The sequence below is a fragment of the Xenorhabdus bovienii SS-2004 genome, from assembly GCF_000027225.1.
Taxonomy (GTDB): domain Bacteria; phylum Pseudomonadota; class Gammaproteobacteria; order Enterobacterales; family Enterobacteriaceae; genus Xenorhabdus; species Xenorhabdus bovienii_C.
On record NC_013892.1, the window covers coordinates 2715578 to 2738834 of the forward strand.

General features: G+C 40.3%; 23 protein-coding genes, 4 pseudogenes and 1 riboswitch. Of the genes and pseudogenes, 13 read left to right on the top strand and 14 right to left on the bottom strand.

Features of this window, described 5'->3' with window-relative positions; all coding sequences use genetic code 11:
* From baeS to XBJ1_RS19945, 4 genes and pseudogenes are all read left to right on the top strand, one after another.
* Positions 1 to 1389 carry a two-component system sensor histidine kinase BaeS gene (baeS, locus tag XBJ1_RS11595; RefSeq protein ID WP_038198996.1) on the top strand — a complete coding sequence of 463 codons (1389 nt, stop codon included), beginning with the start codon at positions 1 to 3 and terminating at the stop codon, positions 1387 to 1389.
* Positions 1386 to 2093 (top strand): two-component system response regulator BaeR, encoded by a 708-nt coding sequence (baeR, locus tag XBJ1_RS11600; protein ID WP_012989144.1) that lies wholly within the window; start codon positions 1386 to 1388, stop codon positions 2091 to 2093. The genes baeS and baeR overlap by 4 nt, the downstream gene beginning before the upstream one ends.
* 379 nt (positions 2094 to 2472) lie before the next feature.
* The gene (gene yegQ, locus XBJ1_RS11605; RefSeq protein WP_012989146.1) at positions 2473 to 3849 is read left to right on the top strand and encodes a tRNA 5-hydroxyuridine modification protein YegQ; all 1377 of its coding nucleotides are present in this window, start codon (positions 2473 to 2475) and stop codon (positions 3847 to 3849) included.
* Between the two features lie 508 nt (positions 3850 to 4357).
* A pseudogene (locus XBJ1_RS19945) lies at positions 4358 to 4583 on the top strand (class I fructose-bisphosphate aldolase); the annotation flags it as partial.
* A gap of 84 nt (positions 4584 to 4667) precedes the next feature.
* Here the strand turns inward: XBJ1_RS19945 and thiD are convergent.
* The 4 genes from thiD to mgrB form a co-directional block, all read right to left on the bottom strand.
* Complete coding sequence (gene thiD, locus XBJ1_RS11610; RefSeq protein ID WP_173346417.1) at positions 4668 to 5468, bottom strand: bifunctional hydroxymethylpyrimidine kinase/phosphomethylpyrimidine kinase; 801 nt, start codon at positions 5466 to 5468, stop codon at positions 4668 to 4670.
* A 41-nt stretch (positions 5469 to 5509) separates the two neighbouring features.
* Positions 5510 to 5602, bottom strand: a riboswitch (TPP riboswitch).
* Between the two features lie 120 nt (positions 5603 to 5722).
* Positions 5723 to 5932: a transcription antiterminator/RNA stability regulator CspE gene (cspE, locus tag XBJ1_RS11615; RefSeq protein ID WP_012989151.1), complete on the bottom strand. Its 210-nt coding sequence runs from the start codon at positions 5930 to 5932 to the stop codon at positions 5723 to 5725.
* Between the two features lie 940 nt (positions 5933 to 6872).
* Positions 6873 to 8243 (bottom strand): amino acid permease, encoded by a 1371-nt coding sequence (locus XBJ1_RS11620; protein ID WP_012989152.1) that lies wholly within the window; start codon positions 8241 to 8243, stop codon positions 6873 to 6875.
* Positions 8244 to 8750: 507 nt separating this feature from the next.
* A complete protein-coding gene (gene mgrB / locus XBJ1_RS19950) occupies positions 8751 to 8906 on the bottom strand; it encodes a PhoP/PhoQ regulator MgrB (protein WP_071822495.1) in 156 nt (51 codons plus the stop codon).
* Positions 8907 to 9077: 171 nt separating this feature from the next.
* Here mgrB and XBJ1_RS11625 point away from each other — a divergent pair, with 171 nt between their 5' ends.
* Positions 9078 to 9464 carry a helix-turn-helix domain-containing protein gene (locus tag XBJ1_RS11625; RefSeq protein WP_012989155.1) on the top strand — a complete coding sequence of 129 codons (387 nt, stop codon included), beginning with the start codon at positions 9078 to 9080 and terminating at the stop codon, positions 9462 to 9464.
* Between the two features lie 110 nt (positions 9465 to 9574).
* Here XBJ1_RS11625 and XBJ1_RS11630 read toward each other — a convergent pair whose 3' ends face one another.
* Together XBJ1_RS11630 and XBJ1_RS11635 are read right to left on the bottom strand one after the other, a co-directional pair.
* On the bottom strand, positions 9575 to 10405 hold the full coding sequence (locus XBJ1_RS11630; RefSeq protein WP_173346418.1) for an N-acetylmuramoyl-L-alanine amidase: 831 nt from the start codon (positions 10403 to 10405) through the stop codon (positions 9575 to 9577).
* Between the two features lie 208 nt (positions 10406 to 10613).
* Complete coding sequence (locus tag XBJ1_RS11635; RefSeq protein WP_012989157.1) at positions 10614 to 12068, bottom strand: alanine/glycine:cation symporter family protein; 1455 nt, start codon at positions 12066 to 12068, stop codon at positions 10614 to 10616.
* Between the two features lie 782 nt (positions 12069 to 12850).
* Between XBJ1_RS11635 and XBJ1_RS21900 the strand changes: the two genes are divergently transcribed.
* The 3 genes from XBJ1_RS21900 (at position 12851) to XBJ1_RS11645 (ending at position 14431) form a co-directional block, all read left to right on the top strand.
* A complete protein-coding gene (locus XBJ1_RS21900; protein ID WP_012989158.1) occupies positions 12851 to 13042 on the top strand; it encodes a hypothetical protein in 192 nt (63 codons plus the stop codon).
* A 424-nt stretch (positions 13043 to 13466) separates the two neighbouring features.
* Entirely contained in the window at positions 13467 to 13949 is a 483-nt protein-coding gene (locus XBJ1_RS11640; protein ID WP_012989159.1) for a PliI family lysozyme inhibitor of I-type lysozyme, read from the top strand.
* Between the two features lie 110 nt (positions 13950 to 14059).
* Positions 14060 to 14431 (top strand): hypothetical protein, encoded by a 372-nt coding sequence (locus XBJ1_RS11645; RefSeq protein WP_012989160.1) that lies wholly within the window; start codon positions 14060 to 14062, stop codon positions 14429 to 14431.
* Between the two features lie 43 nt (positions 14432 to 14474).
* Here XBJ1_RS11645 and prfH read toward each other — a convergent pair whose 3' ends face one another.
* Together prfH and XBJ1_RS11655 are read right to left on the bottom strand one after the other, a co-directional pair.
* On the bottom strand, positions 14475 to 15092 hold the full coding sequence (prfH, locus tag XBJ1_RS11650) for a peptide chain release factor H (protein ID WP_012989161.1): 618 nt from the start codon (positions 15090 to 15092) through the stop codon (positions 14475 to 14477).
* Positions 15089 to 15397: pseudogene (locus XBJ1_RS11655) on the bottom strand (RtcB family protein); the annotation flags it as partial. The pseudogene XBJ1_RS11655 and the gene prfH, both read right to left, overlap by 4 nt.
* Positions 15398 to 15515: 118 nt before the next feature.
* Here XBJ1_RS11655 and XBJ1_RS11660 point away from each other — a divergent pair.
* Complete coding sequence (locus XBJ1_RS11660) at positions 15516 to 16553, top strand: IS630 family transposase (protein WP_041573280.1); 1038 nt, start codon at positions 15516 to 15518, stop codon at positions 16551 to 16553.
* A 69-nt stretch (positions 16554 to 16622) separates the two neighbouring features.
* Here XBJ1_RS11660 and XBJ1_RS11665 read toward each other — a convergent pair whose 3' ends face one another.
* The 5 genes from XBJ1_RS11665 to XBJ1_RS11685 form a co-directional block, all read right to left on the bottom strand.
* Positions 16623 to 17360 carry an ankyrin repeat domain-containing protein gene (locus XBJ1_RS11665; protein ID WP_012989163.1) on the bottom strand — a complete coding sequence of 246 codons (738 nt, stop codon included), beginning with the start codon at positions 17358 to 17360 and terminating at the stop codon, positions 16623 to 16625.
* Positions 17361 to 18028: 668 nt separating this feature from the next.
* A complete protein-coding gene (locus XBJ1_RS11670; protein WP_143827674.1) occupies positions 18029 to 19276 on the bottom strand; it encodes an amino acid permease in 1248 nt (415 codons plus the stop codon).
* Positions 19277 to 19314: 38 nt separating this feature from the next.
* Positions 19315 to 19551 carry a hypothetical protein gene (locus XBJ1_RS11675; RefSeq protein WP_012989166.1) on the bottom strand — a complete coding sequence of 79 codons (237 nt, stop codon included), beginning with the start codon at positions 19549 to 19551 and terminating at the stop codon, positions 19315 to 19317.
* Positions 19552 to 19647: 96 nt separating this feature from the next.
* Entirely contained in the window at positions 19648 to 20004 is a 357-nt protein-coding gene (locus XBJ1_RS11680; protein WP_012989167.1) for a hypothetical protein, read from the bottom strand.
* A 503-nt stretch (positions 20005 to 20507) separates the two neighbouring features.
* Positions 20508 to 20777, bottom strand: a complete 270-nt coding sequence (locus XBJ1_RS11685; RefSeq protein ID WP_012989168.1) for a hypothetical protein — start codon at positions 20775 to 20777, stop codon at positions 20508 to 20510.
* A gap of 136 nt (positions 20778 to 20913) precedes the next feature.
* Here XBJ1_RS11685 and XBJ1_RS20845 point away from each other — a divergent pair.
* From XBJ1_RS20845 to XBJ1_RS22560, 4 genes and pseudogenes are all read left to right on the top strand, one after another.
* Positions 20914 to 21157: pseudogene (locus XBJ1_RS20845) on the top strand (IS5/IS1182 family transposase); the annotation flags it as partial.
* A 142-nt stretch (positions 21158 to 21299) separates the two neighbouring features.
* A complete protein-coding gene (locus XBJ1_RS11690) occupies positions 21300 to 21596 on the top strand; it encodes a hypothetical protein (protein ID WP_038199000.1) in 297 nt (98 codons plus the stop codon).
* A gap of 207 nt (positions 21597 to 21803) precedes the next feature.
* Positions 21804 to 21989 carry a hypothetical protein gene (locus XBJ1_RS22555; protein WP_012989170.1) on the top strand — a complete coding sequence of 62 codons (186 nt, stop codon included), beginning with the start codon at positions 21804 to 21806 and terminating at the stop codon, positions 21987 to 21989.
* 12 nt (positions 21990 to 22001) lie between these two features.
* Positions 22002 to 22541, top strand: a pseudogene (locus tag XBJ1_RS22560) (hypothetical protein); the annotation flags it as partial.
* Here XBJ1_RS22560 and XBJ1_RS20855 read toward each other — a convergent pair.
* A protein-coding gene (locus XBJ1_RS20855; protein ID WP_143827675.1) for an IS5-like element ISXbo1 family transposase occupies positions 22429 to 23246 on the bottom strand; the annotation gives its coding sequence in 2 pieces (ribosomal slippage) (positions 22429 to 22886 and positions 22886 to 23246; 819 coding nt in all). The pseudogene XBJ1_RS22560 and the gene XBJ1_RS20855 sit on opposite strands and share 113 nt — an antisense overlap.
* Positions 23247 to 23257 lie beyond the last annotated feature (11 nt).

Here is a 23257-nt window from a genome sequence, read left to right on the forward strand (position 1 = left end):
ATAAGAACAAGTGTCAGTGGTAAGCTATTTTTGGCTATTTTCGCGACCTGTATGCTGGTGCTGGTGACAATGCACTGGGGGATTCGCCTCAGCTTCCAGCATAGTTTCATTGGTTATATCAAGCAGAATAGCCAAATACGCGCCAATAAAATGGCAGAAGCACTGACAGAACAATACCAGAAATATGGTAATTGGGATTTCCTGCTTCAAAACGATCGGATGATCTTTCAACTCATTCGAGCCATTGAACAAAACAGTGATAGCCACCAAAACCCGTCATCCCGTGGCTGGCGCAGTCAATTCTGGGTAGTTGACAATAAAATGCTTCGTCTGGTCGGTCATTCGGGTAAGATCCCTACGGACACCTATCGGAAACCAGTGATTTATCAAAATAATATCGTCGGATGGGTCATTGTCAGCACATCAGACAAAATCACTCGTCAAGCGGATATCAGTTTTGACCACCAGCAGCAATTAACCAGTTGGATTATCGCTGGTTTTTCAACCTTGCTGGCGCTGATTGCCACTTTTCTCCTGTCCCGTGGTTTTCTAAAGCCCGTTAAACGGTTGGTAGAAGGAACACATAAACTTGCTGCGGGTGATTTCAGTGTTCGGGTGAAGCCATCCAGTACAGATGAGATTGGTCAATTAGCATCAGACTTTAATCGGCTTGCCAGTACACTGGAAAAAAATGAACAAATGCGCCGTGATTATATGGTGGATATTTCTCATGAACTGCGTACTCCGCTTTCTGTGCTGCGTGGTGAACTGGAAGCTTTGCAGGATGGCGTTCGCCAATCAACGCCAGAGACAATCCACTCATTACTGACGGAAATCACCACACTGACAAAGCTGGTGGATGATTTGCACTTATTATCCCTTTGTGATCGTGGTTCGTTAGCCTACCGACAGGAACTGACCAATGCCAACGATCTGCTGCAAATCACCTTAGCCTCTTATCGTGGACGTTTTGCTGACAAGCAGATCACACTGGAACTGAACTTGACGGAAAACGCAATTTTGTTCGCAGACCCAGGTCGGCTAACACAGTTATTCCAAAACTTGCTGGAAAATAGCCTGCGCTATACCGCTGCTCCCGGAAACATCATCATTCGGACACATCTCACTCCCCAAAAGTGGATCCTGGATTGGCAGGATAGCGCACCCGGACTGACTGTCGAACAGTGCCAACAGATTTTTAAACGTTTTTACCGCTGTGAGTCTTCCCGTAATCGCGCCAGTGGTGGTTCAGGTTTGGGGCTGGCTATCTGTTACAATATCGTCGAAGCACACGATGGCATTATTTATGCTGAAAGATCACCTTTAGGCGGTCTTAAAATTCACGTAGAATTACCGCTGGTTGAACTGCCTGAATATAAAGCACAATGAGTACACATTCTATACAATACACCATTTTAATCGTTGAAGACGAGCCAAAATTAGGGCAACTGCTCATTGATTATCTGCAAGCCGCAGATTATCAGACACAATGGCTGATACGTGGTGATGAAGTTATTGCCCATGTTCAGAAACGCCAACCTGATATTATCCTGCTTGATATCATGCTACCCGGCCTTGATGGGATATCGATTTGTCGCGAAATTCGCCGGTTTTCTGATGTTCCCATTGTGATGATGACCGCCAGAACAGAAGAAATTGACCGGCTACTAGGGTTGGAAATCGGTGCCGATGATTATATCTGCAAGCCTTATAGCCCAAGGGAAATGGTTGCCAGAGTGAAAACCATTTTGCGCCGTTGCTATCGTCCACAAGATATCATCAGCGAACATGGCTCCCTGACAATTGATGAAAATCATTTTCAAGCACGCTATCTTGATCGCGTTCTTGAGCTGACGCCTGTTGAATTTCGCTTACTGAAGATCATGTCCAGCCAGCCGGGGCGAGTATTCTCCCGCGATCAATTGTTAAATAACCTCTATGATGATCACCGCATTGTTAATGATCGTACTATCGACAGCCATATCAAGAACTTACGCAGAAAACTGGAACAATTAGATGAGGATAAGTCCTTCATTCGTTCCATCTATGGGTTAGGCTATCGTTGGGAAGCGGAGATATGCCGTTTGGTATAAATGTTCATCATCACACTCACTATATTGAAAGCGTGATGCCGCTTTAACACACTATCACAAGCGTAATACCCACTCTTTGATATGACTCCAATGAAAATTCATCCAACTGGAACCGTGATAGTCAACCTCATCTGTCGGCTCCCGAAAAGATACCCAAAATACCACTGTTAATTATTTCCAAACCGAAGTGACTTTTCATAACCCTTCCGGCGATAATCACAAAAGCCAAGTTTTTTCCTTTTCCATCGACTGTAAGCACAAATCTATTCCCACAATAAATTTGTGCCATAGATAGATTAAACGTTAAAATTCTTGTTCCCGTAGCCTTGCTTTTAATGACAAGGCCTGATTTGAACTCAGATCGAGAACGTTATTAATGATGTTTACTCCAGAATTACTGTCTCCTGCCGGCTCCTTGAAAAACATGCGCTATGCGTTTGCTTATGGTGCAGATGCTATCTATGCCGGGCAGCCCCGTTATAGTCTGCGTGTCCGCAATAACGAATTTAATCATGAAACTCTGGCTCAGGGGATTAAGGAAGCGCACGAGTTAGGCAAACGTTTTTATGTGGTCGTCAATATTGCTCCCCACAATGCAAAGCTGAAAACGTTCATCCGCGATTTGAAACCTGTCGTTGAAATGGAGCCTGATGCGTTGATTATGTCCGATCCTGGCTTAATTATGATGGTACGTGAAGCATTTCCTGAGATAGATATCCATCTTTCAGTTCAGGCCAATGCCGTTAACTGGGCCACGGTTAAGTTCTGGAAACAGATGGGACTGACACGCGTTATTCTCTCCCGTGAGCTTTCGCTGGAAGAAATTACTGAAATTCGTCAGCAAGTTCCTGATATGGAGCTTGAAGTTTTTGTTCATGGTGCACTTTGTATGGCTTATTCTGGTCGCTGTCTGTTATCAGGCTATATCAACAAACGTGATCCAAATCAGGGTACATGCACCAATGCCTGCCGCTGGGAATACAATGTGCAGGAAGGCAAGGAAGATAATGTCGGTAATATCGTTCATATGCATGATCCTATTCCGGTCAAAAAAATGGAGCCGACACTTGGGCAGGGAACGCCGACAGACAAAGTTTTCATGATTGAAGAAGCTAAACGCCCAGGCGAATATATGAGTGCTTTTGAAGATGAGCATGGCACTTATATCATGAATTCGAAAGATCTTCGTGCGATTGAGCATGTCGAAAAATTGGCCAGTATAGGGGTTCATTCACTGAAAATCGAAGGACGCACTAAATCCTTCTATTATTGTGCCCGTACTGCACAAATGTATCGCCGTGCTATTGATGATGCCGCTGCTGGCAAGCCTTTTGACTCCACTCTGATGACCACACTGGAAGGTCTGGCACACCGTGGTTACACAGAAGGGTTCCTGCGGCGCCATACTCATGACGCGTACCAGACTTATGAATACGGCTATTCAATGTCAGATACCCAGCAATTTGTCGGCGAATTCACTGGCAATCGTGTAAATGGTCTGGCTGAAGTTACCGTAAAAAATAAATTTCTGGTCGGAGATCAACTGGAACTGATGACACCATCAGGTAATATCAACTTTACGCTGGAATCTATGGCAAATAAAAAAGGCCAGGCAATTGAAGTAGCACCCGGAGATGGTCATATCGTCTATCTGCCCATTCCTGAAGAAATTATTTTGAACTATACGCTGCTTATCCGAAATTTAAAGGGAACCAATACCAGAACACCACAACCAAAGGAAATACAAGAAAAATAACCGAAAATAAATTTTTAAAGAAATTGTTCTGTTTTTTTAGAAATAGATCACATCAATGCTATTTTATTTCTCGTATTATCGAGCTTGAAAAATGAAGAACTAAAAAAGTTTTACTGTAAGACTAGGAACCACCTCCTTGGCTGGCTCAATCTCCCTTGAGCTGGCCTTTTCTTTTTATTCGGAAATAAATAAAATTCAATAAATTCAAATAGTTAAAATTAATCCCATAATAAAAATATGTTGTTTTAATTAATACTTTCTGTTTCTTCATTACAAATACCCTAACAAATAATTAATAACTCTATTTATTATAAATAAAAAAATCATCTTATGATAAATATCATTAATAATCCTTCAGTTTAGTGAAGGAAATTTTAGGAAAACTCTTTTCAAATTATTAGATTGAAGAACAATACTTATGTTTAATTTTCATCATGCCAAACCAAATGATGATTATTTAACTTAACTACCCTGCAAGATAGTTAAGTTTTAATAAGTACTGTTCTAACTGGTTCGTTATCAGCTTGCTAACTGTTATATGGGACGTGCGGGATTGATCAACTCTGGCGGTGCATCCTGAGCGACTCTGTCCGCACTGCCTTCATCAACAAACGAGCGGTGGTATGGGGCTGATTCTTGGCCGTAAGGCGTTCAAAAAATCAATGAAAGAAGGAGTAGAATTAATCCACTCGGTTCAGGATGTTTACCTCAACAAGACAGTAACCATTGCCTAACCGCACTTCTTCAACTCGCCATTTTTCATGATGGGGATATAGTTATTCCCATTATTTAATCACCATATGGCTATGATGCCACTACTACCACCATTGATGAAAATGGTGCACTGGCCCTATTCCCTTTCCAACATCCAGTGTATCCGCCTGCGCCAGTGCATTCTGCAAATAAGTTTTCGCCGCTGGCAGTGTGTTTTTCCAATCAGGATAACGGGGACGTAATGCTGCAAGCGCTGCGGAGAGCGTACAACCTGTGCCATGAGTATGTCGCGTATTGATTCTGGGAGCAGTAAAACGCCACTCTCCTTCAACAGTAAACAGCCAATCTGGACTTTCTTCATTAACCAGATGTCCCCCCTTCAGTAAAACCGCCTGACATCCCATTGAAAACAGTTCACGCCCCTGCTGCAACATTTCACCTTCCGTTTCGGCAATGTTACATTTCAGTATGGCCGCCGCTTCTGGCAAATTTGGCGTAATTAGTGAGACGTTTGGCAAGAGTTGCTCTACCATCGTAGTTATTGCTTCTGGGGATAATAAGGGATCACCACTCTTAGCCACCATAACCGTATCCAACACGATATGGGGAACAGGGTAACGATTCAGAGCTTCTGCAACTACATTGACATTAGCAACATTGGATAACATACCTATCTTGATGCTATCCATTCTGACATCAGAAAGCACCGATTCAAGCTGCTCAGCGACAAAGCGGGGATCAATGTCATAAACTGATTGGACTCCCATTGTATTTTGAGCAACCAGAGCGGTTATTACTGTTGTGCCATAGGCTCCAAGTGCGGAGAAAGTTTTTAAATCAGCCTGAATGCCGGCACCACCGCTAGGATCGGTTCCTGCGATGGTCAATGAATTAATTCTCATGATGGTGACTCCTAGCACCAGCCAAAGAAAAGCCAGTATCAGAATAGGAGATACCATGACTTCCCTACGCTGGCATTATCCAGATCAGGTAATACGGGTACTTCTCAGCTCAATCAAGAACGCCCCGAGTCAAAATAAAAAATCACTCTATTAGTAACGCAATAGAGTGATTTTTGCAATCAGTTATCGTCAAGAAGCCAAACTAATGATAAATATATTTGGTCAGTAATCAAATACCAGCCAAAATAAGTTTGTTACTATAAAGCTGTGACGTTTGCAGCCGCAGGACCTTTAGGACCATTCTGAATTTCGAACTCAACTTGTTGGCCTTCAGACAATGTTTTAAACCCATCGTTCATAATTGCAGAAAAATGTACAAATACATCTTTGCTACCATCAGCTGGAGTAATAAAACCAAAACCTTTAGACTCGTTGAACCACTTCACAATACCAGTGATTTTTGCCATTTCAAAAATTTCCTTTGAATCGCTTTATTCGCCGATTGACATAAAAATAAACAAACCCATATTCGTCGCTGTTATTCATTAACAGAACCAATACTTCGTTTACCCATGTGTTTTATCACATACTCTTTATATAATCGCAAGCCATTTTTTTCAGGGGCTGAACCCAACGCACACATTTAAAACCCTTAACAACTGTTCCTGTTTTTAAATTACTAAAAAGTCCATAAATAACACAACAATATGAATTTATGTAAAAATAAAATTTTAACCCCAGGAAACCAATTTAAATAATCTAATACTTTATGCTGTTTTTCACACCTATTATGAAGCACACCAGAGATTTATAATTTCCAAAAAATATTTCAGATAACAATAAAAATTATGACTAACTTCATTTCAAGGCTGGTATATACAATATAATTATTTTAAACATAACTAAGTTATATTTTATTTATCCTTTATTAAATATTATTCAATCCTAATATGGAGCCATATTCATCCACTATTCTATTAGAGCAATATTTTATTTCATAAAGCTTACAGCGTGTGGATATCAGGCACTTTGGATAGTTTCAGAATCAGAATCAGAATGGGATTGGGATTGACATTAAATGTCACAGCAAATAATAATTATTATATCCCCCTCCTCTTGCCATTACCGATTTTTTATCGAATATAACAGGCTGTCATTTTAGTCAACTTATATTTCCGGGACCTACAATAGCAGGAATATGCTTTTTGGCTGGCTACGCTGGCAATGGTGATACAAGATAACTGAACGGAGAAGTTAGACTGAGTGGTACACATTATGTTACGCAAATTCTACTTCCTGTATCATTTCCCTGCTGAATATGATACTGGCTATAGGAAGTTTAATAAAACTAATCATAAGACCAGCCGGAAATAGATCCGGCTGGAAGAATACTGAACAAATTTACCGTTAGATAACTCGCACCTTTGCCTTTTTAGCCTTGGAAAACAAGTAGCCTCCCCATAACATGCCAATCCAGAACGGCATCAGGATAACTGAGATACGTATTTCCGGTGTCATCAGAATAATGACGAGAATGAATGCAAGGAATATTAAGCACAAATAGTTACCGAATGGATACCAAAATGCCTGAAACTTCGTCTTAATTCCTTCTGCATTTTTTGCAGTTCGGAATTTCAGATGTGCCAGACAGATCATGATCCAGTTAATGACCAACGTTGTCACTACCAACGCCATCAACAGTTCAAATGCTTTTCCGGGCATAATATAGTTAACCAGCACCCCTATAGATGTTGCCAATGCTGACAATCCTATTGATAAAACAGGTACACTGCGCTGATTAACTTTTGTCAGGATGCGAGGAGCATTACCCTGTTTTGCCAAACCATACAGCATCCGGCTGTTACAGTACACGCCACTGTTATAAACAGATAATGCCGCCGTTAATACAACCACATTCAGGATATTAGACACCCAAAAGTTATCCAAGTGATCGAAAATCAAAACAAATGGGCTGCCGCCTTCGACCACATTCATCCATGGGTAAAGCGAAAGCAGAATAGACAATGAACCAATATAAAACAGCAGGATTCGATAAACGACCTGATTAGTTGCCTTTGGAATATTTTTTTCAGGATCTTCAGCTTCTGCCGCAGTAATCCCGACCATTTCCAGCCCACCAAATGAAAACATGATCACAGCCATCGCCATAATCAGACCGGAAACCCCGTTTGGCATAAACCCGCCATACTGCCATAAATTGGTTACACTAGCCTGTGGCCCGCCAGTGCCGCTGATGAGCAAATAAGCCCCAAAGATAATCATGCCAATAATGGCAGTAACTTTGATGATAGAAAACCAGAATTCCGTTTCACCATATAACCGGACATTAATCAGGTTAATGGCATTAATCAGCACAAAGAATATTGCAGCGGAAATCCATGTTGGGATTTCCGGCCACCAATAATGAATATACATGCCGACTGCCGTCAATTCTGCCATTCCGACAAGAATGAACATTGCCCAGTAATTCCAGCCAGACAGAAAACCGGCAAAATTACCCCAGTATTTATAAGCAAAATGGCTAAACGAGCCAGCGACAGGCTCTTCGACAACCATTTCACCCAGTTGGCGCATAATTAGAAATGCAATAAAACCACCAATGGCATATCCGAGAAGTACCGAAGGCCCAGCCATTTTTATGGTTTGAGCAATCCCCAAAAACAATCCCGTTCCTACTGCACCACCGAGGGCAATAAGCTGAATATGCCTGTTCTTTAAACCACGCTTAAGCGTAGATTGTTCTGCTTGTTCTACCATCTAGTCCTCTTAATTATAATGCTTAGAACCCGTCTCATTAAGCTATTTTATTTGTCGTTTTGAACCTGAACAGGGCGAGAAATTCTCTCATTTCCCCTAATTTCTGCGCGATTTGTCGTGCTCAAACTACCTTAACAATTGTAGCTATTGGGTTAAGCTCTGATTTTAGCGCAACATTTAAACTAACCCCATTAAGCTATCTTATTTATCACTTTGAACCTAGACTGTGTTCATACGAAAGCAATAGTTTTTAAACGCGTTTTAGTACAACCCAAAGGGGAAGCTCCGCGAATCATCTTCACGTGCTACCCCTTAAGAAACTACGTTTATACTCCGGTTTCTACACACAGTCCGTGTTCGAACTGCCGTCAACAATTAACGCCTGCTGGGATAAGCTCTTAGTCCGCTAATTAGAATCAGATGAATATTAAAACATCATTTCCCAAGAATGAATACTGCAAACGTATGTTAGCACAGATAGTTGCAAGAGGATGATTGAGGTGAATATCAAAAAGGCAGGTATCGAGTAATTGAACAGATCCCCAACTCAAACCCTTCATTACCTTGATCACAATGGATATCCAATGCTAATAAATATAAAAACAGACACACTGTTATTAAACATAGCACTAAAAAAGTTTTTTTTATGTTCAATTGAGTCACCTTACAATAATTTCATTGTAGTTAGCTTTATAATAAAATATTATAGAGAGTTTTTATGTGGAAAAATTAAATTTCACGTTTGATTACTGAAAATACCTATGCTGATGGGTTTTGTCATCTTGAAAGGAAGTTGTGTATACTCCTTAAACCTTCAATCAATTTAAAATTGTAATGCCACAAGATAACCACTTAGCACTTGTATGCGCACTGAGTAAATGGATCGAAAACCACCTTGGACGAGTTATCCATCTTGAAGAGCTTGCTGCTTATTCTGGCTATTCGCTTTGGCACATGCAGAAAATATTCAAGGAAGTCACGGAAATTTCGCTTGGGAAGTACATACGCCAACGGCGGTTGGCCGGCGCTGTTCACCTGCTGAGAAACAGCTCCTTGTCTATTTTTGATATTGCCTTAGATTTCGGCTTCGGCTCTCAATCTCATTTCACCTATATGTTCCGTAAAGAATATGGCATTACACCTTACGATTTTCGTCAAAGTACAGATATAGAACTTGAGGTTAAGCTTCCATTGCATTTGACTTATAATTGCCAGTTATGAACTCTAGCACCATCAGCGGCCATTCGTTAAGGCCGCAGTTTCCTTCCCTCACGTCATGATACCTATTCCAGTGTTCTGAATAGCACAGCACTATCGTGCTATATTAATCATCATTTATATTTTTCGACTAATGCCAAAACAATCGCTTCCGTTTCCGCATCAGGAACACCACTGATATCTGATGGACGGAAGTGCATCTGAAACGCCTGAATGATTTTATGAGTATCTTCATCCAAATGACCTGTCTGAGGTATGGAGTAGCCATAAAGAGCCAACGCTTTCTGTATACCAATGACGGGAACAGGCATACTCGGCACCCTGTTGGCCAGATATTTATTAACCGTTATGAGATCCGGCCAAGCACCAATACCTTGTTGATAAAGTGCTTGCCACGGAAAAACAGGACCAGGGTCTTTTTTCCTGAGTGGCGCGATATCACTATGGCCAACAACATTCACAGCCTCAATTTGATACCTCTGAATAATATCTTTTACCAATCGGATTAATGCATCAATTTGTGATGGGTGGTATAAGCACCATTCTTTTTTGATAAAGTGCTGCTTAAAACCACAATTAACGATTTCAATCCCAATAGAATTACTATTTAAACTCTTATATCCCCTCCAGCCACTCGTCCCTGCATGCCAGGCCTTTTCATTTTCAGAAACCAACTGAAAAATAACGGGTTCTTTATTCTCATATTCTGGCCGCGATGGGATGAGATAATGGGCACTGACATTACCTCCGGTCAATATCTGTAAAGAATTTTGATCATTCAATGCCGTATAATGCAAAACAAGAAATCGGGCTGAATCGATACCTTGCTTAGTCGAATAAGAATACGAGTGATCAACGATATAATCATTTCTGACTTCCCGTTGAGGCTGATGACTACAACCAATCAACAACGTAATACATGCACCTAATCTTAATCTTCTTATCATTTTTGATGAGTGATTATGGAGGAAAAATAGAATCATCATGACTATATGTTACTCATAATGAATGTATACACTCACCTTTCAAATTGTTGCTTTATTTGTGGCTTTCACTCACCCCAGAAATATAGCTAGCTATATTCCTGGGGATTCGCTTCGCTCATTTACCACCGCGCTGCAACATGCAATTTATTAAGCATAAAACTCAGTATCAATGACTACACTTTTGGCTGTCCTGAGATAGCTTATTATCCCAGATGCCTTCTTCAACTTCCTTCTGAAGTTCTGGATACATATTGATATCGAATGTCGGCAACTGCCCTGCTTTTCTCTGCTGGTTGTAGTCCTTAGCCAGCTTTATCGCAATACCTGATAGCAAAAGAATAGCAATCAAGTTAACAATCGCCATACATGCCATCGATAAGTTCGCCATATTCCAGACTAATGGCACTTCTGCCAACGAACCAAACATCACCATGCCTAACGTAGCCAAGCGTAGGATAAACAAACCTGCGGTGTGGTTACGCTCCAGGAATATCATGTTACTTTCAGCATAAGCATAGTTGGCAATAATCGATGTAAAAGCAAAACAGAAAATTGCAATGGCAATGAATGTCGTTCCCCAATGCCCAACAGCCGATGATAATGCCCGCTGAGTCAATTCAATTCCACTGATAGCAGTCACATTTTCATTGAGAATACCAGAAGACAGGATAATGACAGCGGTTGCACTACAGATAACAATCGTATCCATAAATACCCCCAGCATCTGCACATAGCCCTGAGAGGCTGGATGTGGCGGATATGGAGATGCGGAAGCCGCCGCGTTTGGTGCAGAACCCATCCCCGCTTCATTCGAGAATAGCCCCCTTTGAACACCCTGAATCATCGCCTGAGAAATGCCATAACCCAATGTTCCCGCAATCGCTTCCTGAAGACCAAAGGCACTTTTGATAATTAATGCAAATACTTCTGGAATACGCTCAATATTGTGACCAATAACCCAAAACGCCAGTAACAAATAAGCACCAGCCATAAATGGTACAATTAATTCCGCAACCCGTGCAATCGAACGCAACCCGCCGAAAATAATCGCGCCACTGATAATGACTAATACAATACCGACATAAATAGGTTTGACATGAAAGGCAAAAGCAGCTGCTTCCGCAATTGAGTTTGCCTGAACAGAATTAAATACAAGACCAAACGCGATAATAAGGAAGACTGAAAACAATACCCCCATCCATCGCTTCTTCAACCCTTTCTCCATATAGTAGGCAGGGCCGCCACGATAATTCCCTTGATCGTCCTTCGTCTTGTACAACTGGGCAAGTGTGCTTTCCACAAAAGAAGTTGCCATACCAATAAAGGCGACTACCCACATCCAAAAAATAGCGCCAGGCCCACCAGCCGTAATCGCAATTGCAACTCCCGCCAGATTACCCGTTCCAACACGTGCTGCAAGGCTAGTACATAAAGCCTGAAAAGATGAAATGCCAGAATCATCTGACTTATTACTATTTTTCAAGACTGAAAACATGTGGCCAAAATGACGAAGCTGTATAAGACCAGTGCGCAGTGTGAAGTAAAGGCCAACTCCAAGGAGTAAATATAATAATACGTAGTCCCAAAGCATGTTGTTAATGAAGTTAATCAGATCCGTCAAGATATTTTCCCCTTACTATTAGCAAACATTAGCTGACCATAAATCAGTATCCTGCAAAATTTATTGTGCTCAATATCCTTTATAATTAACCAGTCACAAGCAACACAATTCTGTATACAAAAATACAGAGATACCTACCAGTAAAACGAAAAGAATGTAACACAATATCTATTTCAATGGGTAACTTTTAATAATTTTTTTACATTTACTTTAGCATTTATTAAGATTTACACTAAGTTTCACTGGATATTTATTGCCCATTTCAAGCCTCTCAAGCGCATTTTACCAGTAATATATGCTACGTAATCTTGTTTCCGGATATATTGCAAAAATACAATTTAATTAACATTTTCACCCATAATAAACAACCATTTGGCAATCAGAATACAACCACCACAAAGCAATCTCAATACAATACACTTATAAAAAACGTGCTTTAATCAGAAGTTCCCTTACTACAAGAATACCAAATGTATCACTCACTTTGCCTCCCTTCCATATACTGTCATGTACCTTATGTAGCAATAACTCTATTTATTAAAAATAATAAAATAATTACAAAATTTAATATTGAAATTTCTCAGATTTACGAAAACATATAGTAATATTCTTCTTCAAATGAGATTATTAAATTTTAATACTGTGATAGTTGGAAAAAACCATCATGGCATATTAAAATTTTCAATTGTTATTTTTACAGTAGAAACAACAACGATAAGTTAATAAGATGTTAATGTTCCACTATCTGGCCATCAGATAATCTGCTAGTGAGGTTATAATTGATGTTAGAGCGAAAAAGAAAAAACCCCGCAGACAACATTTTGCCTAAACGGGTTTATAGAGGAAAATCAAAATACGAGTATCACCCAGCAACAGGCGGTTCGATCTCTATCTGTTGTTTAAGTTCACCAGTATCCGTTGTTTGGAAAGAATACAACAAGGTTGTAGAAAAAATTGAAAAAAACAGCACGTAGAGTTTGATATATGTTGAGATTAATAAAGCGGGAGTTTCCACTCCCGTTGATTTTTTGGCTTTCAATTAATTTCATTCATACTTTCAAACAAAAAATAACCAATGTGTAACGAATTGTTGGATATTTCTCAAGAATGATATATCTCAATTAGAATAAAATTCAGCATCCATATCAAAAAAAACCATATTACGAAATATTTTCTTGTTATTTATAGTCAATAACCACACTTTTAATATTAAAATAATAATAAAATTTACTAATAATCCGCACTGAAATCACATTTTCTTACTTATAGGCTATCAACCTAACCCAATTGACAACTTCATCCGGCCAGTAAGCATCTCAGCTTTTGAAATCCATGCTACGATATAAATTTAATACCACCCACACGTTGAAACAAACAATAGCCAATGGAGTATTGCTTATGTATTTGTGTAAAATACTAAAAATTGCTGTTATCCCTGCTCTACTCGTTCTATCACTATCAACCCCGGCTCTCGCAAAAGACGCAGCATTGATTAATTTACCTGATAAGAGATTTGCCGTCATATCCGTTAGCGATCTGGAAAGTAGATCAATCGGCAGCTACTCTATCGCTGTTTTCAAAGATCGGGATCTGACGGAATTCGAAACCGGAGCTGTTTTTTCCCGTGATGGTTCGGTGTTCGAAGATAACAATAAGCCAAGAGTGACATTTGCAGATATTAACGGTGATGGCGTCAAAGAGTTGATTGTGTACAAACTTACGGCAGGCTCTGGGAATTATCTTGAAGTTGATGCACTCAAGATAACAGATAAAAATGTCAGATTCCTCGCCCGAATCAATACAGATAGTAAACATGACCCAATTCAGTTACTCCGCATCCTGTGTAAAAAAGGCCAGTGCACAGGTCAGCTACACCATTAATCACATAACCAAGGCACCCAGTTTTCCACCGGAATTCGGGGCAAGCCATGAATAATGTACTATTGTTAATGTTGTCACCACTACCCCGGTCTAGTCGATAAGAGGAAACTATGAAACGTCTTTTACTACCACTTTTCCTTGTCCCATTCTTCTCTTATGCCGCACATATGAATGCAGATAAAACAGCGGAAACCTATTGTGATTTATTTGGAAAAGCCTCTGTAGAAGCATTCAAAACTAATGCTTCACCAGATGCTATAGCTCAAAAAACCTTTAATGAGTTGAACAAGAAGGGATTCGATCTTAAGGAAATCCATAGCAACAAGGATGAACTGATTTCCTCTGTCAAACAAACAGTCATAGAAGTCAGAAAGAATAAACAGGTATTTCCGAGCCATAAACATTTTGACGAATCATTAGATAAGTCCGTCAAGACCTGCAAGGCTCAAATAAAAGATACCTTATCTCAAAGTACTCAATAATCGCGTCTAGAGCGACGGACACCCTTCGTCGCTCTATTTATCATCAAATTTGCGGACTAAACTGCATACCTGCAAAGGTACGTACAGGATTACCCCTTTCTATTTGATTGTGAAACAAACGTCGTTCAGCCTTAAGTTGGGCCTGATGCATATCCTGTTGCTGCTGTAGCCGATGCTCCAATAACAAACAGGCAAGCCGCCGATTAGCATGTTGGCTGCGCTCTGACTGTACCTTGACACTAATTCCACTAGCAATATGCACTGCCCGAATTGCTGATTCTGTTTTGTTGACATGTTGCCCACCAGGACCTGAGGCTCTCAATGTTTCAAAACGTATTTCACTTTCCATTATTTGCTGTAAAGGCTTAAACTGCGCCACACCAATAAACCAGTTTTTACGGCCGTCTCCTTTTCGCCACGGGCTTGCACAAATCCATTTGATGGTTCCGTCCCAGCGCTCAAAAAACTGCTGTTCATTTTCGCCCTGAATAGCAACCATCACAGAACGTAATGTACGAGAACGCCTCCCTGACTCTTTCTCCAATATATTGACCATAATACCTAATTCGTCGGCTTCATCGATCAACCGTTCCAAAGCCTTTCTGACGGCCAGCGCACATTCATCTGGCCCCTGAGCAGCGGAAATCTGCAACAATATCATTCCTTGTTACCCCGCGTTTTATATGTCAGAACCGGCTTAAGCCGCGCTATCAATTTCACCAGCCCCGATTGCAGCATAGCATCCATCACGCCGCCTATAGGTTTATAAGCCTCTGGAGCTTCCTGAAAAATCAGTTGTTTATCCAGGCAAATCACACGACTGCCAAATGCTGTACGAGAGAGCTGTTCTGCATTGTAACGCCCGGTTAAACGTGCTTTACACTCACCACGCATCCATTTCCGCCCCGCACCATGTGCAAGAGAAAAGAGACTGCGATCACTGGCCAGTGGCTGAACCAAATAGCTGGTAGTGACATATTTATATTATTACAAACAGATATAGCCATCTGTTTTCATAGATGACTATACCCGTCGTCATTGAAGATGCTTGATTTTTCATTTGTATCAGATCATGATTGCGCCCATGAAAATTAATCTAACAGATGCCCAAAAAGACGCCCTCGAATTGATGCATGATACGACTCGCGATGGACGAGTACGTGACCGCATCAAGGCCGTGCTTTTGGCCTCAGAAGGCTGGACTGCCCAGATGATTGCTCAGGCTTTGCGGATCCATGAAAGTACGGTGAGCCGCCATCTGAAAGATTACTTCTCTGAGGAAAAACTCGCCCCTGAAAATGGGGGCTCTGAAAGCCGTTTGTCTGCCGAACAAACAACAGAATTAGTTGAGTATCTGATGGCAAATTTGATGCACACTACCGCACAAATTGTGGCCTATGTTCGGGCACGATGGCAGGTGACTTTCACTGTCGCAGGAATGACGAAATGGCTTCACCGTCAAGGTTTCAGCTACAAGAAGCCAATGGGTGCTCCGCATAAATTTGATGCGGATAAACAGCAACAGTTTATTGAAACCTACAACGCGCTGAAAGAAGAATGTGGCCAGAATGCGCCTATTTTATTTATTGATGCGGTTCACCCGACCCTGTCCACAAAATTAAGTTATGGCTGGATGAAGAGCGGGCGGAAGCACGTCAAAGTGGTTGAAACCACAGGCAGTCGTACTCGACTCAACATCATGGGTGCCCTTAATTTACAACGGATTGAAGAGACTATTGTTCGTGAATATCCGACGATTAACGCGAAAAATGTCGTCCTTTTTTTCGGCTCAATCCGGGAAACCTATCCACTTTCGCAAAAAATCCACATTATTCTGGATGGTGCGGGTTATCACCGTTCCGGAGTCGTCCAATTTTTTGCCGAGGTTTTGAATATTGAGTTGCACTACCTGCCGCCTTACAGCCCTAATCTCAACCCGATTGAGCGATTATGGAAGTATGTGAATGAGCAGGTACGAAACAATGTCTATTTTCCGGATACCAAAACATTCCGTGAAACGCTGCGCCACTTTTTTCATGTCACATTGCCAGAAAAAGCGAAAGAACTCACCACTCGGTTGACTGATAACTTCCAGATTTTAAAACCCGCATCTTCAAGTTAATTGCGTATATATCTATAGTGATTACAAGTGAATTCGACTTTAATAATTATTTAATTATATCTTACAAAATTAATTACATGATGGATTATGTGTTTTGTGATTTAACGCCCCGTGCTTAATGAGTAATTTTTGCATTTCTTCTAAATTACGCTCACAGGCATAGGTTAATGCGCTTTGATCATAAGAATACATACTTTTATCATCCGTTATCGTAAATAGATTCAGATTCGCACCCTGCTCAACCAGGTATTTTACTGTCTCAATTCTATTATTGCTTGCTGCGATCATTACCGGTGTTTCGCCGTCATCCTCAATAGTTTGATCATTTAAATCAAGTTCATGTTTCATTAGGTTATGTATTTTCTTCACTATGTTGGTATTTTTACCTAAAATTGCCGATTTTAAGGTATGATGAACATCTCTTGTGTCTGTCGCCCACAAATTAGCTTTCTTTGATATTAAATAATCCACTATATCTTCATAACCAATAAAGGCAGCCCAACCCAGTGCGGTTTGATTTAAGCTACCGGTATCTTTGGCTTCAATATCCTGACCACTCTCAACCATTTTTTTGACGGTTTCAAAATCACCTTGCTTAATAGCATCAAACCACTTGCTGTTTTCTCCGGTAGAAGGCTCTTCATAAAAAACTCTATACGATAACCTTTCTGGGTTAGCCAGATCGACCATCTCCACATAATCCAGCCTGAATTTCTTGTACTTATCCGGATTATTCTCATTTAATACTTGAGCATTAACATTAATCGAAGTAAATAGTAACGTAAAAATCATTATTATCTTTTTCATAATTTCCTCATTATTTAACCTAATTTCACGTTTAAAAGAGTAAAGTACAACAATAAAAATATATTATTTTTTCTACTGTTATTCCTTATTATCGTTGAGTTACAATTCTTTAATATCTTACACTACTGATTAATCTTATCAATCGTTACCATGATGGACTGTGGTGAGTGACTCTGATATATTCATGACATCTACAATGGTATTTCATAATGGAGTATGTATGGCGGAATCAGTAAAATTCATAAGTTCAATTTTTTGTGATTATATTTTTTTATTTTGTTTCTTTTGGTGCATTTCTGTTCCTGTAGGACTGATTTTTACAGCTATGGCATGTGTATTCAAAAAAGCAACCTACAGAATTTCATGTTCAATATTGGCTATATTATTTTTATTTCCATTAATATTCACGCTTATGTATATTGCACTATCTAAATAAGTCATTAAATTAAATACCAGCCTCGCAAATGAGGGTGTTATTACCGGAACAACAGAAAAATATTATGGCACATAACGAATTTCTTGAGAGTTTTATTGATGTAAACACTCCCATTGTATTTCCTGTAAACATGAAAAATAAAGATGGGATGACCGAATGTCAGTTCCCAGATGTGGTCATAATGAAAGCATGGGGATTCTATTATTTTCAGAAACCCCATTGAAAATGGCTATCAGCTAAAAAGGCTAAACACAGCAATACCAAAACTACCAAGACCGACTAATAGAACCATCAAATTAGAAAAAGAACGATAGGGTCGTAGTGGTTCAACCAAGTATGTTGATAGAGATGGTAAAACAAACAAAATAAGCGCAATCATAGGTCCAGTGATGCCTGCGATAACGTTCAGAGTATTAGGATTCCAAATAGTAATCATTAAAGTAAGGACAAAAACGATAGCCATGCCGATCAACTTATCACGCACTTTATTTTCTTTATGATGGAGAATCTTACTCTCCAATGCTCCGACTAATCCTCTGACCCCTTCCAATGCCCCAAAGTAAGTTCCTAAGAATGATTTTGTCATAGCAATAATAGCAACAGGGGTTGCCGTTATTGCTATCCAATACAAGCCTTCTTTCTGCGCGATTGCACTGAGAATGGTAATATTGTTGTCTTTGGTTGCCTGTATTTCCTGAGGTGATAACGTTAAAACACAACTAAATACAAAAAACAAAATGACTACGCAAATTAGCGCATAAGTGGGTTTCACAATCTGTTTAATGTGATATTCCGCATCTGTTTTATAGGCTCGTTTACAGTGGTTAGAAAAAGTAGACATGATTGGGGTGTGGCTGAAAGAGAATACCATAACTGGCATTAGTAACCAAAGTGCTCTCACTGAATCCCAGTCAGTATGAATATTGCTGATAAGATGTTTAATGTTTGCACTATCCCATTGAGATACAAGCGTCACAGATAATGTCAGCAAGTAAAGAATGAGTGGAAGAACTAACACTCCCATGAATTTCAGTGTAATTTTTTTACCCAATAAGAAAATTAAGTGTAACCCTAGAACTACCATAAACGCTATTAATGTGCGTGGAAACTGAATCTTCCAAAATTGCTGCAACAAAATGTTAACGGAATTAGTGATAGATATTGCATAAACAAAAATAATAAGCAGGAAAGTTAGTGCATAAAAAAAGTTGATGATACGAGCTATCCTGATCCCATAATATTGTTTGGTTGCACTGAGTAGTGTGGGAGAATCGGAATTGCTGGTAATGATATAACGTGCAAGACCCAGGTGGGGATAATAGGTAAATGGGAATGCTATCAATAGCATAACCAACATAGCAAGTGGTCCGGATAGTCCTAATTGTATAGGGAGAAACAGAGTTCCTGCACCTACTGCCGTTCCGAATAGTGCATAAAACCAAATATTGTATTCATTAATCCACTTTTGTTCCATCTTCAAGTACGTCTCCTACTAAGTTTATAGTTTTTCATGTTTTCCTAAACCAGGATAAAAATAAATCTTTTCAGGAAAAACAGTGTGCCAACCACCGCCACCACACTCACTGCAAGCCATGCAATAAACCGATATTGCAGTCGGCTGTTAACATTTTCCAGTCTGTCACAAGCTGCTTTGAATCTTTTATCCAGTGCATCAAAAGATGCTTCTGTTATCTCCAGCCGTTGCGATAGTTTTTTGCCAAACGTTTCATTGAGCTTATCAAAGCTGCTCTGCATACCCTTGGTAACTTCACCCTGCGACTATTCAGGCACGTTGTGGCCTCACAGACAGTTTCGTGATGTCTGCCTTATAGAAAGTCTAAACGGGTTGTTTCAGGCTCTACAATGTTGCCAGCATCTCCCGAGACTGTTTATGCAGCAAGTCTGTCCGGCTGTCATTCTCCGGTGCATGAAGGTGTTGCATTGCCGTAGCTTTTCATCACGAGTCTGACTGCCGGCTATGATCAGTGCCTTTGTCGTTTTCTGGATTTCTTCCACGATGCGTTTCAGGCGCAGTGCACGTTCAAAATGCGGATTGCAGATATTCTGCCAGTTCTCACGAAACTGCATCAGACGTGCTTTACGGGTTGCAATGATCCGCCCGGAATAGGCTTCTGACAGCCTCGTGTTCGGGATTTTTGGGGTTATAACGTCGGAAATACTATTCAGAGTCACTGCGAATAGCATCATTGATGCGGACAAAAAACATCAGGTGACAGTGTAGCTGCTTCCCTCCGTCGACGGAGGTGGAAACGTGAATAGATCAACGCTTCAAACCCCATTAAGCGCGCCTTCTGCATTACTGCATTTTCTGGAAGGATAACCCATTATCAGCAATACTGGAAGTTTTGTTAAATTATCAGACTGGTAGTGGGGAAAAATAGCTGTTCATGTATCAGTTTATCTTGACGGTCGATTAGTACGGTTTTTATGACTTAATAGGCTGGATTTTAAGTAATTCTCAGTCTGCTATATGACGCAAATTATGTCATGTGTGCTCAGTGCTTACCAAGCGCAGTACTTACAACGAGTTTAAGTTATTTTCATAATATATGTCATACTTAGATTCGCCTCATAAGTATTTTCATCTATCAATACATCTCTATCATATATTTTTTCCTCCATAAACCATTTATTTACATACTTCCATATTACACAAATATAAATATGTCCATCGCAAATTACTGTGTCAACTATATACTCTCACCTTTAAGAAAAGATTGAACCAATATTTCTTTATTATCAATACCAAATATATTTTTATTTTTCAAAACAACTTCACAAGCATCAAAAACATCCCTTTCGTGAAAATAAATGGTAACACCATCAGTTGACGCTGAACTTAATGGTTTTATTACAAATGAATACCCACTTTTACTATTAATCCAATCAATACTATTTTTGTCTGATGATTTAATTTGACAAGCCGCTTTAATATTATTTTTATGAAGTATTTCACTCATATCATATTTATCTCGCCCTGTCCCAATAGAAGGTATTTGATATTATAGTCAGCCTATTTTCCTACAGTTAGGGGATTTTTTCATGAATAAGAAATCAATAGCCCAATGGTTCATTTCTGATGAATTCTGACAGAAAATTGAATCCTTACTCCCTCCTCATAAAACCCATCATCCTTTGGGCTGCCATCGTCGCCGTGTCGATAATCGAGACGAGATGAATGCTATCTTTTTTGTGTTACGAACAAACAGACCGCAATCCAATAGACCGGGGAAAACAAGGCGTAAAGCAAAGTTTGCTCACAGATGGACAGGACTTGCCATTAGCGATTGCCGTTGCGCCCGAGAATATTCATGATATCAGATTTGTCATAACCACCCTGGTCTGTAAACCGACCAGGGTGGTTATGACACCCAACTCCATCTGGATAAAGTTTATAAGGCGGAATGACTGTAAAAAGCAATGAATAATTTCGGTGCTCTGGCTATCTGTGCCTTGTCACCAGAGGTTAACCACTCAAGGGAATGAGTAAGGGAATATTGGCTTTAGTTTCAGGTGTTGACCAATTGTTGAGCGTTATTGGATTATTGTTAGGTGGAGCTAATATTATTAAGCTTATTAATTTTTCGATAATAACGTTACATGTGGAGAATAATATGAAGAAATATATTCTTTCTTGCCTGCTGGCAAGCACTACGCTTTTAGCTTCAATGCAGTCTTATGCTATAGCTTGTAATTTTTTCCCCCCAGATAGTCAAGAATGGAAAGCTTGCATAGAAGTCTGCAAACTGCTGCCCATTAGTCCCAAAATTTGTTTATAATAACATCAAGTAGGACGGTTCATTACTGCCGTCCTACTCCTAGCTTACTGCGCTGACTCCTAACATACTCCTTGCAACCCCAGAATCATTTGCTCTGCGGTAGTAATGTGTTATTTACTATCTGATTGTTGCCTATAATCCTAATCACTAGGCCGCCTTTCGTAGCTATCTTCATAGTCTGACCGTCCTGTATCTGGTCAAATCCAAATGCTAAAGCTTGTTAACAGCCTTCTGCTTTCGTTCTTCTTTACGGCGATTGTCATAGTAGGCATCGTTACAACACCGGAATATGTCAAAGATTCAATCAAAGAAGCCATTGAAGAACACGCTGCAAGCCGCAATCACCCATACGCAACTCAGGTAGAACCGGGATTTGTGACACTAAATAATTAGACAGACAGTGATAACGAGATAACCGTTGCAACCTATAAAGCTGTTAAAAAAGCCTACGACCTAGCCAATACCGCCAATCAAAATGTTAACTCTCGGTTGGAGAAAAATCAAAATGGTGAAGACATTCCCGATAAAACTGAGTTTGTAAAAAATATCGGTTTATCGGGAACGGTGGAATTAGCAAGAAATTCAGTGCAGGGAAAACAATATATTTATGATTTAACGTATGCCACGGCAGCTTGGATAAAAATTGCTGAAGTGACAATGGGAGTACCCAGCACTATCAATATTAATCTCATCGGCGGCTCTGGGTACAATGTAGGGTTCTTTGGACAATGTGCTATCACCAATATAGTTTTAAGGACAGGAAATAACAATCCTCACGGAGTCAATGCAGTGATGTATACAACTAATAGTGGTGCACCTACTGACTTAGAGTCTATCCCAATAGGATTATATTCCAGACAATTAAACTACAAGCCAAATGAAGCATGGCTTCATAATTTTCAACCCGTTTTTCCCAACGGACCAGAATCCGACGAAAACGATTAAGCCAACTGTGTGTCCTTTCAACAACCCAACGGTTCACTTTAAAATCCTCTTGTTCGGCCAGCGCATCTTGTTCTTCTTTTCTTGATTGTATGCAGGGGACGTATCCACGGGTTTTTAATTCTTTTTCCAGCCATTCCGCCTCATAAGCTTTATCCCGATGGAGTTTGGTTCCATAACCCCGGCATCCTGTCTGTAAACCGTCCAGGGTGGCTATAACAAGTCTGATATCATGAATATTAGCGGGCGCAACGGCAATCGCTAATGGCAAGCCCTGTCCATCCGTGAGCAAACTTCGCTTTACGCCTTGTTTTCCCCGGTTTGTTGGGTTGCGGCCTGTTTTTTTGAGCCGGCCAGGGGCGCTTTAGTCAAACAGCCATCCAGTGCCAATTTGCCCCAGTCGATAGCCCCTATTTTTTCACTGGCGAGTAAGCCATTTTGCCAGAGTCGCTCAAAGACGCCTCCCGCCACCCATTCCTGAAAACGGCGGTGAGCACTGCTTGAAGAACAAATCCCTGTGGCATTGAGGGCATTCCACTGGCATCCGGTTCGTAACACAAAAAAGATAGCATTCATAGCGGCCCGATTATCGACACGGCGGCGATGGCAGCCCAAAGGGTGATGGGTTTTATGTGGAGGGAGTAAGGGTTCAATTTTCTGCCAGAGTTCATCAGAAATGAACCATTGGGCTATTGATTTCTTATTCATGAAAAAATCCC